Source organism: Idiomarina piscisalsi, from assembly GCF_002211765.1.
Taxonomy (GTDB): Bacteria; Pseudomonadota; Gammaproteobacteria; order Enterobacterales; family Alteromonadaceae; genus Idiomarina; species Idiomarina piscisalsi_A.
The window spans coordinates 1,653,649-1,667,974 of the sequence record NZ_CP022133.1 but is presented as its reverse complement, the minus strand read 5'-3'; the positions used below and the strand labels follow the sequence as shown (position 1 = coordinate 1,667,974).

Genomic DNA, 14,326 nt, shown 5'->3' with positions numbered 1-14,326 from the left:
CCTCTTTTTTAATTGTTTATAATGAGCCTGTGGTGAGTCGCTATCGACATTAATATGCCAAAACCTGCCATCAACGTCACCATTGAGGTGCCACCGTAACTAATTAAAGGTAATGGTACCCCAACAACAGGTAAGAGTCCTGAAACCATACCAATATTTACAAAAACATACACAAAGAAGGTCAGCGTTATAGAGCCGGCGAGCAACTTACTGAAAATATCCTGAGCGCGCATGGCAAGGATAAGGCCGCGCAAAATCACAAAACCGTATAAAGCCAGAAGCAACACAACACCGGTAAGACCGAATTCCTCGCTAAATACCGAAAAGATAAAATCGGTGTGCCGTTCAGGCAGAAACTCAAGTTGTGACTGAGTCCCCTGCAACCAGCCTTTGCCATCAATACCACCCGAGCCTATGGCTATTTGTGATTGAATAATGTGGTAGCCGCTACCAAGTGGGTCTCTCTCTGGGTTTAAAAAGGTCAGTACACGCTCTCGTTGATAGTCGTGCATGAGATAAAACCAAAGTACGGGTGCAAAGGCGGCGGCCGCTACAGCGGCGGTCATGACCAGTCGCCAACTGAGACCTGCTAGAAAAATAACAAACAATCCGGCACTGGCAACAATCAATGAAGTTCCTAAATCGGGCTGCTTCGCTATTAGTAATGTGGGTATCAACACAAGAAGCAGGCCGCCAAAAAGGTGAGTTAATGTGGGAGGAATTTGTCGTCTGTCCATATACCAAGCCAACATGAGTGGCATAGCAAGCTTCATTATTTCAGATGGCTGTATCGTTATGGGACCAATATCGAGCCAGCGTTGTGCGCCTTTACCCATTTCGCCAAAAGCAAGAACGGCCACCAGCAGTAGCACTGCCATAAGAAATAGCGGAACGGCAAGTCGGCTCAATGCCCGTGGTGGAACTTGTGCAAGAATAAACAGCACGACAAAGGACGCTAAAATTCGAACTGACTGACGCTGCATCATCGCTATATCTTGACCCGATGCGCTAAAAACCACGAATAAACTGACAACAGAAAGCGTAATAAGGGCCAAAAATAAAGGTCCGTCAATATGAATTTTTTTTAGTAGCGGGTTTCGCTGTCGTTCTTCAGTTGTCAGCATTGTCTTTCACCTGCTGGTTATCCTTTATCATGTAACGCGAATGCCATGCATCAAGCATTTTGCGAGCAACAGGAGCTGCCACGCTGCCACCACCGCCGAGTGAGTTCTCAATAGCAACAACGATAGTGACTTTTGGGTCTGTTGCCGGTGCATAACCAACGTACATAGCGTTATCGCGGTAGCGCTCTGCAATTTCTTCCGCATTGTACTCTTCGTCCTCGCCAAGGCTTCGAACTTGCGCCGTACCTGTTTTACCGGCTGAACTGTATTCAGCGTCTCTAAATGCTGAACGTGCCGTGCCGGTGTCACTCATGTTCACTTTCTTCATTGCGTCTTTAATAACTTGCCAGTGTGCCGTTTTTTCAATTTTTACGGGACGGTTATAAGTAATTAGCGCTTCTGATACTTGTTCCTCATCTAAAGTACCGCGAAGTAGTCGAGGAATAACATGTTTTCCTTCATTCGCCACAATGGCGGTGGCGACGGTCAGTTGAATGGGGGTCGCTGTCCAATAACTTTGTCCAATACCTACCGATAACGTCTCACCAGCGTACCAAGGTTGGCCAAATCGGGCCCGTTTCCAACCTCGGGACGGCATGAGTGCGGGGACTTCTTCGTGTATATCGATGCCTGTGATTTCACCAAACCCAAACTTTGTCATAAAGTCAGATATTTTATCGATACCGAGCTTGAGCGACATGTCGTAGTAAAATGTGTCACAGCTTTCGGTTATCGCACTGGTCACATCGACCCATCCATGCCCCCAGGCAAGCCAATCGCGGTAACGTCTGTCTACGCCTTTAATTTCGAACCAGCCAGGGTCCCAAATACGGGTATCTTTAGTAATGGTACCGTCTTCAAGACCGAGGAGTGCAATCTGCGGCTTAACGGTTGAAGCGGGCGGATAAGCGCCCTGAGTTGCCCGGTTGAGCAGGGGACTGTCTTTAGAATTCAATAAGGAGCGATACTGCTTGACTGAGATACCGTTTACAAACCAGTTCGGGTTATAGCTTGGGGTACTTGCCATAGCAAGAATAGCACCCGTATCGTTATCCATAAGAATAATTGAGCCTCGGCTTTCCCCAAGCAGCTCAACGGCCTTTTTCTGGAGTTCAATATCAAGCTCGAGAATCACGTCCACTCCAGGTTCAGGCGCTTCAATACTTAGCGTTCGAACGGCACGCCCCCGGTTATTCACCTCAACACTTTGATAACCGACAGTGCCGTGAAGCTGCTTTTCGTAATACTTTTCAATGCCTAGTTTACCGATGGTGCGACTGGCTGCGTAATTAGCAAGTTCGCCTTGTTCTTTAAGGCGATTGACGTCCTGTTGGTTAATTTTGGCAACGTAGCCGACAGCGTGGGTTAGTAAATCTGCATAGGGATAGCTGCGGATAAGGCGTGCTTCAAGGCTTACCCCAGGGAATTTATGTTGATGTGCTGCGAATGTAGCAAGTTCTTTTTCATTCACATTGTCGAGTAATGGAACATTGTTAAAGCGTCGTTGGCTTTTTAAGTTTTGTTCAAATTGCTCAAGAGTCTCATCGGGGAACCCTAGCAAACTCTGGAGGGATGTCAGGGTTGCGTCTAAGTCAGGTACTTCTTCCGGGGTAACATCAATACTGTAAATAGGCTTGTTTTCAGCTAATAAAACGCCGTTACGATCGTAAATCAGTCCTCGGTTAGGGGCTAAAGGAACAAGCTTAATTCGGTTGTCGTTTGAACGGGTTTGCAGTTCGTTATGTTCACTTACTTGTAAGTGGAACATATTGGATGCCAGCAATACGAATACAGCCACAACAATAACGATAGCGACCATCGCACGGCGGGCAAAAATAGCTGATTCGGCTTCGTGATCACGTATGGTTGTGCGCTGACGCATTATTATCGTTATTATTCTCTGTGATAAGGGTGATTATTATTCAAACTCCATGCTCGGTAAAGACTTTCAGCAACAATTAACCGAACCATTGGGTGTGGCAGCGTCAGCTTTGATAACGACCAACGTTGCTCCGCAAGCGCCAGACAGTCATTCGATAGCCCTTCAGGGCCACCAACCAGCAACGTAACATCGCGGCCATCCATTTGCCAGGCGGCGAGCTGTTGGGCCAGCTTCGGTGTATCCCACGCTTTACCGTTTACTTCCAGTGTAATGACTTTGTTGCCTTTGGGGATAGCTTGAATGAGCGCCTTGCCTTCTTCCTGCACAATTCGGTTCACATCGGCTTTCTTTGTACGCTTTTGAGCCGCAATTTCGGTTAATACAAATTTGCAGTCGTTAGGGAAACGCTTTTGGTATTGCTCAAAGCCTTCTTTTACCCAGGTTGGCATCTTAGTGCCAACCGCAAGTAACTGGATCTGCACTTACTGGCCCCAGAGCTTTTCAAGCTGATAAAAGTCGCGGATAGCTTCTTGCATAACATGCAAAACCACATCACCCAGGTCGACTAAAACCCACTCTGACTGCTCGCCGCCTTCAATACCGATAGGCGGGAAGCCTGCGTGTTTCGCTTCAGTTGCCAGATACTCGGCAATGCTTTTAACGTGCGTTTTTGAACTGCCCGAACAAATGACCATAAAGTCAGCAACGTCTGTTTTATCGTGAACATCTAAAACTTGAATGTCACGGGCTTTTATATCTTCAATTTTGTCGATGACAAAATCGCGTAATTCTTCTGCCTGCAAAGGAGGGTCTCCATTTGATTTAAAAAGGTTTTGCTTCAACCGGTAAGTTTAACAGAATATCGCAGGGCTGTTCAGCTACAAATACAGTTTGTTTGTTTTAATATACTCGTAAACCGAGGTTGGGATAGGCGGTGAAGCGGGACGCTCGTGTAATTGACTTCGAAGCTCTGTTGCTGAAATATCAATAAGTGGTGTTTGCGCTATATAAAGTTTACCGTCAGGACTATTTGCGAGGATACCGGGCTGATAAACTCGGTGTTGTTCAATGAAACGCTTCAGTTCACTGTCCTGCGGCTCAAAAGAAACACCGCTTCTTGGCATAACGACGATATGCGCATGCTTTATAATGTCGTGCCACTGATACCACTGATTTAAGCTCATTAGCGAGTCCATACCCATCACAAAAATGAGTGTGTCGCCTGGATAATGCTCAGAAAGTTCAGCGAGTGTCGATGCTGTGTAAGACGGACGTGTTTGCTTCAGCTCCCAGTCCTCAGCCTCAAAACCCGGATAGCCCTTGCAGGCAAGCCTGACCATATCGAGACGCTGCTTAGCTGAAGCTTCCGGTTGTGCACGGTGTGGAGGAGTGGCACTTGGCATGAACGCAAGGCGGTCAATTCCGAGCTCTTTCATTAGTGCGCTGGATGTCTCTAAATGCCCATGATGGATCGGGTCAAACGTGCCGCCAAAGACTGCTCTGATCATAATGAAATAAACGTATTTTCAAGCTGCAATGGTTGAGAGAACGGCTGCAAACTATGAGCAGCCGTTAAGCTGCTTTCCTTCTGACACAGCAGTCCAAGCAAGTGAACAGTAAGTACTAATGGCGACTCACCACTGTCCTGTTTTAATGCCATTTCTAAACGCTCAATGAGGTAGTGCAGTTGGTGCAGTGTTTCTACTGATAAAGACTCAGCTCGTTTAATATAACCTGGTTGTTGATTTGACCAAATCATATTACGACGAAAAAGAGCTGAAACGTCTGTGTTGCCAGCGTGACTTTTCAGCGTTGTCAGCAATTGAATTTCCCGTTGTAAGATCCAGACAAAGCGATGAAAATCGTTTTCCTCATCGAGTAAACGAGTCAGTTTGTGCAGAGCGTCTTTATAGTTACCAGCCTGAATACTTTCTTGCAGCGCAAACACATTAAAGCGGCTTGAGTCACTGCTCGCATCGGTTAGGAACTCGTGTGTAATAACGCCGGAATCACTGAGTAATTGCCATTTACGCAGTTCTTGATCAAGCGCTAACAAGTTGCCTTCAAACCAGTCAGACAGTAATTCAGGTACGCCTTCGGCTAGCGTCAGTTGGTACTTTTGGGCACGCTTATGAATAAACACCGGCAAACGAGCCTTATCGGGACTTTGGGTTCGAATAAGAGGGCCGTGTTCAGCTAGCGACTTAAACCAACGGCTATTCTGGTGCTCCTTTTTTAAGTAGCTTCCAATGACAACCAGTGTATGGTTTTCAGGCAGTTGATTTGCGTAACTGTGTAAAGCGTTTGAACCTTCTTTTCCGGGTTTGTTTTCCGGAAGCTCGAGTTCAATAAGTGTGTCGCTTCCGAATAAACTCATTGATTGTTCGAGTTCACTCAGTTGCTTCCATTCAAAGTCCTTTGACTGTATCCAATGATATTTTTCTGCGTCGTGGCCGAAATGTTGCCGGATAACGTCTATGGCATCCATCCGCAATAACAAGTCATCGCCAAACAGCAATAACACAGGGGGAACGCCTGAACGCTCAATGTATTGACTTAATTGTTCTGGGAACAATGTCTGCACTTAACGCTCCGTTATTGAGAGAGTTCAGAAACTATCTGCTGAAGGATAATTCGTGATGCTTCAGCGCGCATTTCATTCACTAGCATTTCTCGCTCACGCGTTTTTGCCAGTGCAAAGTTTGGATCATCCTGATAGTCTCTGGCTACTTCTGCTGTTCTCTCAACGATGACTTGATTGTCTTTCAACAGTTGGTAGCTGACCTGATACAACAGCTCGTATTCGGCAACCTGACCACTCTCAAAAAGTGATAGGGTGCGTCTCTCTAGCTTGTCAGAAAGCAGCGCTAATTGGTAACTGCTGTTTTTGGAAACGTTAATACCGGAGTGAACCAGTCGTTGCTCCATTTGAGAAGCAAGCTCTTTTGATACATTTGACTGTAATCGAATTGACTCCAGACTTTCCGGTAACTGATAATCGCCACGAAGCTGAAAGCCACACCCGGAGAGTATGGCTATCAATGAAAAACTCAAGAGTACCTGTGTGACTGTTCTCATCGAGGTTAACCAACAACAATGTTGAGAATTTTTCCGGGAACGTAGATTTTCTTACGAATCTCTTTTCCTTCAACGTGTTTTTGTACCGAATCGTCGTCAAAGGCTTGCTGTTCAACTTGCTCAGCTGACGCATCAGCAGACACGGTCAACTTAGCCCGAACCTTGCCGTTGATTTGAACAACAATCAGCTTTTCGTCTTCTACTAGGGCGCTTTCGTCAACGTTTGGCCACTTTGCGAATGACAATGGTTCTTCGTGGCCAAGTTCTACCCATAACTGCTCGCACACATGAGGGGTAATTGGCGCTAACATTCGAACCATTGCGTCAATGGCTTCGCCCAACACCTGGCGATCAGCGTTCGTCTCCATTGGCGCTTTCTGGAGGTGGTTTAGTAACTCCATTATTGCGGCAATAGCCGTATTAAAGTGCTGGCGTCTGCCCATGTCGTCGGTGACTTTGGCTATCGCTTTGTGCAACTCACGGCGCAGAGTCTTTTGCTGTGAATTCAGTGTTTCACCGGATGCATAGCCTCCGGCATTAATGAAGTCGAAAGTCAGTTTCCATAAACGACGCAGAAAACGTTGAGCACCTTCTACTCCGGAGTCAGACCACTCAAGCGTCATTTCTGGTGGCGCAGCAAACATCATAAACAGGCGAACGGTGTCGGCACCGTAACGTTCGACCATGGTTTGCGGGTCAATACCGTTATTTTTCGATTTTGACATTTTACTCATGCCACCAACTTCTACCGGTTTGCCGTCGGCTTTTAACGTAGCGCCGGAAATGGCGCCTTTATCGTCACGTTGAATATCGACATCTAATGGAGAGAACCATTCTTTACCGCCTTTTTCGGTGTCGCGGTAATAGCTGTCTGCTAACACCATGCCTTGGCATAGTAAGCGCTTAAACGGTTCGTCAGACTCTACTAAGCCGGTGTCACGAAGCAGTTTGTGAAAGAAGCGTGCGTACAGTAAGTGCAGTATCGCGTGCTCAATGCCACCGATGTACTGGTCGACAGGAAGCCAGTAATTCGCTTTCTCAGGATCTAACATTGCGTCGTGGGTTTGAGCACTGCAGTAGCGAGCGTAGTACCATGACGATTCCATAAAGGTGTCAAAGGTGTCTGTTTCGTGCTCAGCCGCTATGCCGTTGTATTCCGTTTTACGCCATTGAGGATCGGACTTGATAGGTGAGTTAACACCATCCATGACGACGTCTTCCGGCAATTTAACGGGCAGTTGTTCTTCTGGAACCGGCACGGACTCGCCATTTTCGAGGTTCAGCATAGGAATGGGTGTGCCCCAATAACGCTGACGAGAAACGCCCCAGTCGCGTAAACGGTAGTTGACTTTCTTCTCACCGATGCCTTTTTCGCTTAACTCTTTGGCGATAGCATCAAACGCGTCTGCAGAGCTCAGCCCGTTGAAACGGTCTGAATTGATAACGGTTCCTTTTTCCGTAATAGCAGCCTGGCTAATGTCACTGTCGCCTGAAAGTGGTTCAATAACGGGCTGAATCGGAAGTTTGTATTTGGTGGCAAACTCCCAGTCACGCTGATCGTGCGCCGGTACGGCCATAACGGCGCCTGAGCCGTAGTCCATTAGCACAAAGTTGGCGACCCATACCGGAATTTCTTCACCGGTCATTGGGTGAACGGCCTTGAAGCCGGTATCCATACCCAGCTTTTCCATGGTGGCGATATCGGCTTCTGCAACCTTGTTGTTTTTGCAGTCTTCGATGAATTCGGCCAGGGCAGTATTGTTTTTTGCCGCCTCTTTAGCCAGCGGGTGGCCAGCTGCAACACCCATATAAGTCACGCCATAAATAGTGTCAGGGCGCGTGGTGTAGACTGTTAGGGGCTGATCATAGCCATTGACTGAAAAGTCGACTTCAACCCCTTCAGAACGGCCAATCCAGTTGCGCTGCATGGCTTTAACCTGTTCCGGCCAGCCGTCAAGTTGGTCAAGGTCGTCCAGAAGCTCTTCGGCATAGTCAGTGATTTTTATAAACCACTGTGGAATTTCCTTTTGTTCTACGGTTGCCCCCGAGCGCCATCCTTTGCCATCGATCACTTGCTCGTTGGCTAAAACGGTTTGGTCGACCGGGTCCCAGTTAACTGTTGCGTTCTTTTTATAAACCAGACCCTTTTCATAAAGCTTAGTGAAAAACCATTGCTCCCAGCGGTAATAGTCAGGAGAGCAGGTCGCGACCTCGCGATTCCAGTCGTAACCAAAACCTAAACTTTTTAACTGGTCGCGCATGTAGTCGATATTTTGGTAGGTCCATTTCGCCGGTGCAGTCTTATTCTGTATTGCGGCGTTTTCAGCAGGCAAACCGAACGCATCCCAGCCCATTGGCTGTAAAACATTTTTACCTAACATGCGTTGATGACGACTGATAACATCGCCTAACGTGTAGTTGCGAACGTGCCCCATATGTAACTTACCGCTGGGGTAAGGGAACATTGATAGGCAATAGAACTTGTCTTTGCCAGGCTCTTCTTTCGCGGTAAAAACGTCTTGCTCCTGCCAGCGCTTTTGCATGGCAGCTTCAATTTTGCTGGGGTTATATTGTTCTTGCATAGTCCTGCTTACTTCCGTTGGTGCAATAAAGTGAATTAACTAATGGCGTACCACATGACCAGCATGACAACGATGCCAGCTAAGCCAAAAAAGCCATACTCAAACACAGAGCGTTGTTTGACTTCTGCAGGGGCTGACTTATCGATACCTAATAACATCAACCAGCTGCTTAGACCTAAACCGCCAGCGGCAACCAGAACGGCAAACAAAATAGCATCGAAGATATTTTCCATAATGATATTCCTGTAGAAAGTATAAATAATAACGGCAGATAAAGGCTCTGCTGACACACTGAATATACAGCTTAATAGTGTACTGATTTTAACGCGTTATGACTACGCTTGAGTTCGCTTATTGCGGGCTTTCGTTAAGCTGGCCGGCACCAGGCCGAGAAGTGCAAGTATTAACGCACCCCAAAGACCAAATTGTTTAAACCAGGTATTGCCGTTCACCGGATACAGCTCCGCAGAAACGGTGGTCGCCTTAAACTGCGGAGCTTTATCAATAAATTGTCCGAACTCATCCACTATCGCGGTGACGCCGTTATTCGTTGCCCGTAAAAGAGGACGTTGTAATTCGAGAGCCCGCATTCGGGAAATTTGCATGTGCTGCCACGGTCCGTGAGAGTCACCAAACCAGGTATCATTGCTTATGGTCACCAGAAAGTCGGTGTCTTCAAAGGTGTTGTCCCTAACTTGCTGAGGAAACGCAATTTCGTAGCAAATGGCCATTGAGAGCTTTCTGTTATTCGCTTCCAAATTAGGTTGTTGGTAACGACCGCGGCTAAAAGAAGACATGGGTAAATTAAATAGCGGGGCTATTGGGCGCAGAATATCCTCAAAAGGAACAAACTCGCCAATAGGCAACAGATGGTGTTTCTGATAACGGTTTTTGCCACTGTACTCATAGGTATCGTCATCAAGCACAATCACACTGTTATAGAAGGCGTCATTGAGTCTATCGTAATCGATGATGCCGGTGATCAGAGCTGAGCCGTTAACCGATGCCGATTGCTCCATAGTCGTTAAAACGTCTTGGGCATATGGTTCCAAGGCAGTGACTGCTGATTCTGGCCAAATCACAATGTCGTGATTAAATTTAGGTCGGGTTAAGTCGAGGTATCGCAAAATATTAGGCCACTGCTGTTCCGCTTGCCATTTTAGTGACTGCTGAATGTTGCCCTGTACCAGTAGGATGCTGGTTGACTCGGTGCTTCTCCAGGTTGGCTGTAATTTGTGACTGACTGACGACACCGTCATTAAAACCAGCGGGACAATGAATAGTAGTGGACGGTGGTACTTAATCGCCATAAAGATGCACAGTGCGGTCACCCAAAGGGCGACCGTAATGCCTGATTCACCGATAAGTGGCGCTAAATTGGCATAAATGCCGTCAGTTTGTGTATAGCCAAGGCTTAACCACGGGAAGCCAGTAAATAGCCAACCGCGAAGAAGCTCGAAACCCAGCCAAATGAGCGGTAATGAAAAGCGCCACTGGGGCTTTCTATGTGCGAGTTTCTGCCACAATCCAAATGCCATTGCTGGGAATAAGGACAGATAAAGAAACAGCAGCAAAAGGATTAATATAGTGGCATAGACGGGTAAACCACCGTACTGGTCGATACTGACGTAAATCCAGCTAAGGCCTGTTGCAAACCAACCCAGCCCAAAGGTTAGCCCCGCATAAAAGGCTCGCTTCGGAGCCATTGGCCAAATGATTTTTACAACAACGGGTAAGACAACAAACGGCAACCAGTGCCAGTTGAAAGGGGAGTATGCCAGCGTGAGCGATGCTCCTGACAATAATAGTAGCAGAGAGCTTAATTTACTCCCCCAGCGTTTTGTCATTATTCAGTACTCTCCGACGTCTCGACTTCCTGAATGCTGACCTGAAGCTGTTGAATCCTTCGCTTATCGGCGTTGGTGATGCGGAAAGTGAAGTTACCGAGCGTAATTTCTTCTCCGGCTTGTGGAAGGTGACCAAACCCATGAGCGACTAAACCACCAACAGTGTCGTGTTCTTCATCACTGAACTCAGACTTAAAGTAGTCGTTAAAGTCTTCGATAGTGGTTAGTGCTTTCACTGAATAACGGGTCGGACTTAAGCGACGAATATTTTGCTTGTCATCGTTTTCATTGATATCGGTTTCATCCTCAATTTCACCAACAATTTCTTCGAGAATATCTTCAATCGTTACGAGGCCTGAAACACCACCGTACTCGTCAACCACAATAGCCATGTGATAACGATTAGAGCGGAAGTCTTTTAGTAACACGTCAACCCGCTTGCTTTCGGGAACAATGACAGCCGGTCGCATGACCTTTTCTAACGAAAAGTCTTCTTCGTTTGAGTTAAAGCCATAACTGAGCAAGTCTTTCGCGAGTAGAATACCCTCAACCTGATCTTTATTATCCGTCACTACCGGATAGCGACTGTGTTGAGAGTCGATAACGATAGGTAAAAACTCTTCGACGCTTTGGTGCACATCAATAGTGACCATTTGCGAGCGCGGAATCATGATATCGCGAACTTTAAGCTCCGCGACATCGAGCACGCCTTCAATCATTTCTTTGGTATCGTTATCAATCAGATCACGCTCTTCAGCGTCCTGAATTAAATCGACGAGTTCTTCTCTGCTTTTCGGCTCACCGGTGAATATTTGTAATAACTTGGCTGCCCAAGATTTACCCGACGAGCCGTTGGCTGAGTGGGGGTTGTCGTCGCTCATTAAAGTGTATGCTCCGTGTTGCTTGTTGTTTCATATGGGTCTGGATAATCAAGAGAAGCCATAATTCGCTTTTCTATCGACTCCATTTCGACGGCATCTTCTTCTTGTATATGGTCGTAACCCAAAAGGTGCAGAGTACCGTGTATCACCATGTGCGTCCAGTGGGCGATAACGGACTTATTTTGCTCTTTTGCTTCGCGCTCAACGACGCTCTGACAGATGACTAAATCACCCAGTAACTGGATGGGTAATTCAACGGGACTTTCAAAAGGAAAAGACAGCACGTTTGTTGGGTAATTTTTGCTTCTGAACTGATGGTTGAGTTCAGCGGCTTCGCTATCTTTTACAACTCGAACCGTTAGCTCCACAGGCTTATCGATACTAAGGTGCTGAATAACAGCGTTGGCCGCAAGAGCAATGGTGCTTTCTTCCGGTGCGGCTTTAATACCTTCGGCAGTTTGATAATCCAGTGTGACCTTACTCATGAGCGCTTATCGAACTCGTCGTATGCTTGGACAATACGTTGAACCACTGGGTGCCTGACAACATCACCGGCCTGGAAAAAGGTAAAGCTGACATCGGATACTTTATTTAAAACTTCAATGGCGTGACGTAAGCCCGATCGTTGGCCGCGAGGTAAGTCGACCTGTGTAATATCGCCGGTAATTACTGCTCTAGAGTTAAAGCCGATACGAGTCAGGAACATTTTCATTTGTTCACAGGTTGTGTTCTGACTTTCATCCAGGATGATAAAGGCATCGTTCAAAGTACGACCACGCATATAAGCCAGCGGGGCAACTTCAATGACGTTTCTTTCAATTAGCTTCTCAACCTTTTCAAAGCCAAGCATCTCGAATAGCGCGTCATAAAGCGGTCTTAAGTAGGGGTCTACTTTTTGAGCCAAATCCCCCGGTAAAAAACCCAGTTTTTCGCCAGCTTCCACAGCCGGACGGGTCAGTAAAATACGGCGGACTTCCTGGCGTTCTAATGCGTCAACGGCACAAGCGACGGCTAAGTAGGTTTTGCCCGTTCCAGCAGGTCCAATACCAAAGTTTACGTCGTGTGCGAGAATGGCGCGGACGTATTCAGCTTGGTTATGGTTGCGTGGCTTAATCAGACCGCGTTTGGTTTTAATGTGTGTCATTTTTTCTGCGGCTGGGTCGCCCTTGTCGCGGTCTTGTTCAAGGACTTTGGCCTGTTGAATGGCTAAATGTACCTGCTCAGGCTCAATTTGACCGTCACGACCTTTCATTGGTGCCGTATCGACATATAAGTCAAGCAGCAACTTTTGCACAGCCGAAACCGTTTTAGCGTTGCCTATTAACCGGAACTGATGACCTCGGTGGGTTATTTCGACACCAAGGCGGCGCTCAATATGCTGCAGATTCTCGTCTAAAGGCCCGCAGAGGTTAGAAAGCCGACGAGAATCCGTCGGCTCCAATTCAAAATCTAGCGTTTGCGTTTGTGGACTCAATCGATTCCTCTTTAACTCGCTTGTGGAGGCATTTTTACAACACCTAATTCGTCAGGTTCGTTGACTTTGCCTCTTTGTAAAATCGTTTCTGGGGCGGTGTCGACACGCAGCCCCATGTCTTGTTCTTCACGGATAAGGTCGCCGCGAAGACTGTTCGGTAACACTTCCGTAATACGAACATCAACGAACTGACCTATCATATGGGGTTGTCCAACAAAATTTACAACCCGGTTGTTTTCTGTTCTTCCAGACAGCTCCATTGGGTTCTTTTTCGATGGTCCTGTCACTAATATTCTTTGCTCAGTATCCAACATACGTCGTGCATGCGCCATCGACTGCTGGTTCAAGCGTTGCTGCAAAATTTGTAAGCGTTGCTTTTTGGTTTCCTCGGAAACGTCATCAGGCAAGTCGGCGGCCGGAGTTCCCGGACGTGCGCTATAAATAAAGCTGAAACTCATGTCAAAATCAACGCTTTGGATCAAATCCATGGTTGCTTGAAAATCAGCATCGGACTCCCCCGGGAAGCCGATAATAAAATCCGATGACAAAGCAATGTCCGGACGTGCTTTCTTCAACGCTCGCATTTTGGACTTGTACTCAAGCGCAGTATGACCGCGTTTCATCATTGTCAGTACGCGATCAGAGCCGCTCTGTACCGGTAAGTGCAGATGACTCACTAGCTCTGGGATGGTTGTATAGGCTTCAATAATATCGTCAGTAAACTCGACTGGGTGCGACGTGGTGTATCGAATACGATCAATACCATCGATAGCGGCGACTAAGTGCAGCAGTTCAGCAAAGCGACACTGAGTACCGTCAAAGTGTTCGCCCAAATACGCGTTTACATTCTGACCTAATAAGTTAACTTCGCGTACGCCTTGATCTGCCAGCTGAGCGATTTCATAAATGACATCGTCAACAGGGCGGCTGACTTCTTCACCACGAGTGTAGGGAACCACGCAGAACGAGCAGTATTTGCTGCAGCCTTCCATAATCGAAACGAACGCGCTAGCGCCGTCTGCTTTGGGCTCCGGTAAACGGTCGAATTTTTCAATTTCAGGGAACGACACATCAACCATTGGCGCATGGGTTTCGCTGACCTGGTTAACCATTTCTGGTAAACGGTGCAATGTTTGCGGCCCAAATATAATATCGACAAAGGGGGCGCGAGAGCGAATTTCGTCGCCTTCCTGAGACGCCACACAGCCGCCAACGCCAATGAGCAAGTCTGGTTTTTTCTGCTTCAGGTTTTTCCAGCGACCTAACTGGTGAAAAACCTTTTCCTGAGCCTTTTCGCGAATGGAGCAGGTGTTCAACAGGATCAGATCAGCGTCTTCAGCTTCTTCTGCAACGTCGTACCCGTGTGTCGACTTAAGTAGATCAGCCATTTTCGCTGAATCATACTCGTTCATCTGACAACCCCATGTTTTGATATATAACTTCTTGCTCATGACTACT

14 protein-coding genes are annotated in these 14,326 nt (G+C 47.1%); all 14 read right to left on the bottom strand.

Going from position 1 to position 14,326, the window contains the following annotated elements:
• Positions 1-8 precede the first annotated feature (8 nt).
• Entirely contained in the window at positions 9-1,124 is a 1,116-nt protein-coding gene (rodA, locus tag CEW91_RS08135) for a rod shape-determining protein RodA (protein WP_088768501.1), read from the bottom strand.
• Positions 1,111-3,006 carry a penicillin-binding protein 2 gene (gene mrdA / locus CEW91_RS08130; RefSeq protein ID WP_088768500.1) on the bottom strand — a complete coding sequence of 632 codons (1,896 nt, stop codon included), beginning with the start codon at positions 3,004-3,006 and terminating at the stop codon, positions 1,111-1,113. Before mrdA ends, rodA begins: the two co-directional genes overlap by 14 nt.
• Positions 3,007-3,017: 11 nt before the next feature.
• Complete coding sequence (gene rlmH, locus CEW91_RS08125) at positions 3,018-3,488, bottom strand: 23S rRNA (pseudouridine(1915)-N(3))-methyltransferase RlmH (RefSeq protein ID WP_088768499.1); 471 nt, start codon at positions 3,486-3,488, stop codon at positions 3,018-3,020.
• On the bottom strand, positions 3,489-3,809 hold the full coding sequence (gene rsfS, locus CEW91_RS08120) for a ribosome silencing factor (RefSeq protein WP_088768498.1): 321 nt from the start codon (positions 3,807-3,809) through the stop codon (positions 3,489-3,491).
• 75 nt (positions 3,810-3,884) lie between these two features.
• The gene (gene nadD / locus CEW91_RS08115; RefSeq protein WP_088768497.1) at positions 3,885-4,514 is read right to left on the bottom strand and encodes a nicotinate-nucleotide adenylyltransferase; all 630 of its coding nucleotides are present in this window, start codon (positions 4,512-4,514) and stop codon (positions 3,885-3,887) included.
• Positions 4,511-5,590, bottom strand: a complete 1,080-nt coding sequence (gene holA / locus CEW91_RS08110; protein WP_088768496.1) for a DNA polymerase III subunit delta — start codon at positions 5,588-5,590, stop codon at positions 4,511-4,513. Before holA ends, nadD begins: the two co-directional genes overlap by 4 nt.
• Positions 5,591-5,601: 11 nt before the next feature.
• The gene (locus CEW91_RS08105) at positions 5,602-6,084 is read right to left on the bottom strand and encodes an LPS-assembly lipoprotein LptE (protein WP_088768495.1); all 483 of its coding nucleotides are present in this window, start codon (positions 6,082-6,084) and stop codon (positions 5,602-5,604) included.
• Positions 6,085-6,089: 5 nt separating this feature from the next.
• A complete protein-coding gene (gene leuS, locus CEW91_RS08100; RefSeq protein ID WP_088768494.1) occupies positions 6,090-8,666 on the bottom strand; it encodes a leucine--tRNA ligase in 2,577 nt (858 codons plus the stop codon).
• Positions 8,667-8,701: 35 nt separating this feature from the next.
• Positions 8,702-8,899 (bottom strand): hypothetical protein, encoded by a 198-nt coding sequence (locus tag CEW91_RS08095; RefSeq protein ID WP_088768493.1) that lies wholly within the window; start codon positions 8,897-8,899, stop codon positions 8,702-8,704.
• A 102-nt stretch (positions 8,900-9,001) separates the two neighbouring features.
• Positions 9,002-10,513 carry an apolipoprotein N-acyltransferase gene (gene lnt, locus CEW91_RS08090; RefSeq protein ID WP_088768492.1) on the bottom strand — a complete coding sequence of 504 codons (1,512 nt, stop codon included), beginning with the start codon at positions 10,511-10,513 and terminating at the stop codon, positions 9,002-9,004.
• A complete protein-coding gene (corC, locus tag CEW91_RS08085) occupies positions 10,513-11,394 on the bottom strand; it encodes a CNNM family magnesium/cobalt transport protein CorC (protein WP_088768491.1) in 882 nt (293 codons plus the stop codon). Before corC ends, lnt begins: the two co-directional genes overlap by 1 nt.
• Positions 11,394-11,879, bottom strand: a complete 486-nt coding sequence (gene ybeY, locus CEW91_RS08080) for an rRNA maturation RNase YbeY (RefSeq protein WP_088768490.1) — start codon at positions 11,877-11,879, stop codon at positions 11,394-11,396. The genes corC and ybeY overlap by 1 nt, the downstream gene beginning before the upstream one ends.
• Positions 11,876-12,868 carry a PhoH family protein gene (locus tag CEW91_RS08075; RefSeq protein WP_088768489.1) on the bottom strand — a complete coding sequence of 331 codons (993 nt, stop codon included), beginning with the start codon at positions 12,866-12,868 and terminating at the stop codon, positions 11,876-11,878. The genes ybeY and CEW91_RS08075 overlap by 4 nt, the downstream gene beginning before the upstream one ends.
• Positions 12,869-12,879: 11 nt before the next feature.
• On the bottom strand, positions 12,880-14,319 hold the full coding sequence (gene miaB / locus CEW91_RS08070) for a tRNA (N6-isopentenyl adenosine(37)-C2)-methylthiotransferase MiaB (protein ID WP_088768488.1): 1,440 nt from the start codon (positions 14,317-14,319) through the stop codon (positions 12,880-12,882).
• Positions 14,320-14,326 lie beyond the last annotated feature (7 nt).